Origin of the sequence: Bacillus sp. JJ722 (genome assembly GCF_036963345.1) — a bacterium.
Taxonomy (GTDB): domain Bacteria; phylum Bacillota; class Bacilli; order Bacillales; family DSM-1321; genus Bacillus_AD.
The window spans coordinates 10224-13245 of sequence record NZ_JBALMO010000048.1 but is presented as its reverse complement, the minus strand read 5'-3'; the positions used below and the strand labels follow the sequence as shown (position 1 = coordinate 13245).

At 37.4% G+C, this 3022-nt stretch carries 3 protein-coding genes; all 3 read left to right on the top strand.

What is annotated here, in order from left to right; all coding sequences use genetic code 11:
• Positions 1–85: 85 nt before the first annotated feature.
• The 3 genes from V7014_RS08010 to V7014_RS08000 are packed head-to-tail and all read left to right on the top strand — an operon-like array spanning position 86 to position 3001.
• Entirely contained in the window at positions 86–802 is a 717-nt protein-coding gene (locus tag V7014_RS08010) for a (Fe-S)-binding protein (protein WP_335505957.1), read from the top strand.
• Positions 803–854: 52 nt separating this feature from the next.
• A complete protein-coding gene (locus V7014_RS08005; RefSeq protein ID WP_335505955.1) occupies positions 855–2285 on the top strand; it encodes a LutB/LldF family L-lactate oxidation iron-sulfur protein in 1431 nt (476 codons plus the stop codon).
• Positions 2282–3001 (top strand): LutC/YkgG family protein, encoded by a 720-nt coding sequence (locus V7014_RS08000; RefSeq protein WP_335505953.1) that lies wholly within the window; start codon positions 2282–2284, stop codon positions 2999–3001. The genes V7014_RS08005 and V7014_RS08000 overlap by 4 nt, the downstream gene beginning before the upstream one ends.
• The last annotated feature ends 21 nt before the right edge of the window (positions 3002–3022 follow it).

Below are 3022 nucleotides of genomic sequence, written 5' to 3'. Positions count from 1 at the left end.
TTATAATAATTATTATAATCTTTTATCAGGTCATCTGATGACCTGTTCAAGTTATTGTTCATAATAAGTTAGGGGGAAGTAGAAAATGAAAGTTACACTCTTTGCTACTTGCTTAGTAGATATGTTTAATACAAATGTGGGCAAATCTACTGTTGAGTTATTAGAGAGACTTGGTTGTGATGTAGAATTTCCTGAATCACAAATTTGTTGTGGGCAGCCCGCTTATAATAGCGGTTATGTTAAGGAATCTAAGGAAGCAATGAAGAAGATGATTGCAACATTTGAAAATGCTGAATATGTTGTATCTCCTTCTGGCTCCTGTGCTACTATGTTCAAGGAATATCCTACAATCTTTAAAGACGATCCAAATTGGAAGGCGAGAGCGGAAAAGCTTGCTAGTAGAACATTTGAATTAACGGAGTTTATTGTCGATGTTCTAAAAGTAGTGGATGTTGGAGCAAAGTTAGAAGGAACGGCTACATACCACACTTCTTGTCATATGACTAGATTGTTACATGTAATAGATGCTCCGTATAAGCTATTGGAAAATGTTGAAGGCTTACAAGTAACACCATTGCCTAATGCACATAATTGTTGTGGATTTGGTGGTACTTTTTCAGTGAAGATGGGACAAATATCAGAGCAAATGGTTGATGAGAAAGTCTCTTGTATTGAATCAACTAATGCAGAGTACATAATTGGTTCTGATGCTGGCTGTTTAATGAATATTGGTGGGCGAATTGAGCGAAAAGGTAAACCAATTAAAATAATGCATATCGCAGAAGTATTAAATAATAGATAAATAATTTTTAATAATTATATAATTTGATAGGCATATAAGGAGTTGAATAAGGATGGCGATGAAAACAAGTTCGCAGCAGTTTGGAGAACGAGTAGATAACGGTTTAAACAATGCCTTTATGAGACAAGCTGTTTCTGGTGCCCAAGAACGATTACATGATCGAAGACTTGCTGCTGCGGAGGAATTAGGGAACTGGGAAGAGTGGCGTTCTCATTCAGAAGAAATTCGTCAACATGTGTTAGAGAATTTAGATTATTATTTGTATGAATTAAGCGAGAACGTAATAAAACGTGGTGGACACGTATTTTTTGCTGAAACAGCTGAGGATGCTGCCCAATACATAAAGGAAGTTGCGAAGAAGAAACAAGCAAAAAAAGTTGTGAAATCAAAGTCAATGGTTACGGAAGAAATCAATCTAAATAAAGAATTAGAGAGCATTGGCTGTGAAGTAATTGAAACGGATTTAGGAGAGTATATTTTACAAGTTGACGATTATGATCCACCGTCACATATTGTTGCTCCTGCACTTCATAAAAATAAAGAACAAGTACGTGAGGTATTTGCTAAGAAATTAAACTATAAGAAATCATCTGATCCAGCTGAATTGACGGACCATGTTCGCCACACTTTGCGAAAAGAATTCTTAGCTGCTGATATTGGGGTAACAGGATGTAATTTTGCAATTGCTGAAACAGGGTCAGTTAGCTTAGTAACGAACGAAGGGAACGGTAGATTAGTAACATCTATACCTAAAACACAAATTACAGTTATGGGAATGGAGAGAATTGTACCGACGCATGAGGAGTTCGAAGTACTTGTTAACATGCTTACTAGAAGTGCGGTTGGACAAAAATTACCAAGCTATGTAACTGCGTTAACTGGTCCAAAATGTGAAGGAGAAGTAGATGGTCCCGATGAATTTCATTTAGTTGTCGTAGACAATGGACGTTCTAACATATTAGGTTCAGAATTTCAGTCAGTGCTTCAATGTATTCGTTGTGGTGCGTGTGCAAATGTATGCCCAGTGTATCGTCATATTGGCGGACATTCATACGGCTCTATTTACTCAGGACCAATTGGAGCAGTATTGTCACCATTGCTTGGTGGCTATGATGATTATAAAGAATTACCATATGCTTCTACATTGTGTGCAGCTTGCACTGATGCTTGTCCTGTTAAAATACCACTTCATGAATTATTGCATAAGCATCGTCAAGTAATTGTGGAGAGGGAAGGAAGAGCACCGATTTCTGAAAAACTAGCAATGAAGGCATTTGGGTTAGGCGCTGCTTCACCAGCATTGTATAAATTAGGTTCGAAATTTGCCCCATCAGCTATGAGTCCATTCACGACGGATCAAAAAATATCGAAAGGACCTGGACCACTGAAAGCGTGGACAGAGATTCGTGAATTTCCGGCTCCTAATAAAGAGCGATTCCGAGATTGGTTCAAGAATCGTGAAAAGGGAGGAGATAAACAATGACGGGTACTATTCAAAACAGAGAGAAATTTCTAGCAAAAATTGCGAATCGTTTAGGAAGAGAACCAAGGTTATCTGGTGTTGAGCGGCCAAATTATAAATATCAACCGCAATTAGAAATAATGAAAGATGCTTCACAAGATGAATTAGTAGCTGTTTTAAAAGAAATGTGCTCTCGTATTCATACTGATTTTTATAAAACGTCTACGGCTGACTTACCAACCATTTTAAGGTCTGTCATCGATTCATTTGGTGGCGGTGCGACGATGATTACGAAAGATGAGCGCTTTGCAGATTATGGGATCAATAAATTATTAAAATATGATCTTGTTTCTGAAGGAAATCCTTTATATGAATGGAATCCAGAAAAAGGTGATGAAAATATTATACTTGCTGAAAAAGCAAATATTGGGATTACATTTAGTGAGATGACACTAGCGGAGTCAGCTACTGTTGTATTATTTGCTAATCCACAAATGGGTCGTTCGGTTAGTTTACTTCCAACAACATATATAGCTATTATTCCTAAAAGCACAATTGTGCCAAGGATGACCCAAGCTGCTCAATACATTAGAGAGAGTGTTAAGAATGGAGCTACTGTTCCATCGAGTATTAATTTTGTTTCAGGTCCTAGTAATTCTGCTGATATTGAAATGAATCTTGTTGTTGGAGTGCATGGGCCAGTTAAAGCAGCTTATATAGTTGTAGAAGATCGATGAATGGGGGCTGTCCGAAAAGTG

What these genes read in the sequence shown, in the direction of transcription:
- V7014_RS08000 (WP_335505953.1), top strand. Translation starts at nt 2,282, where the DNA reads ATGACGGGTACTATTCAAAACAGAGAGAAATTTCTAGCAAAAATTGCG.
- V7014_RS08005 (WP_335505955.1), top strand. Translation starts at nt 855, where the DNA reads ATGGCGATGAAAACAAGTTCGCAGCAGTTTGGAGAACGAGTAGATAAC.
- V7014_RS08010 (WP_335505957.1), top strand. Translation starts at nt 86, where the DNA reads ATGAAAGTTACACTCTTTGCTACTTGCTTAGTAGATATGTTTAATACA.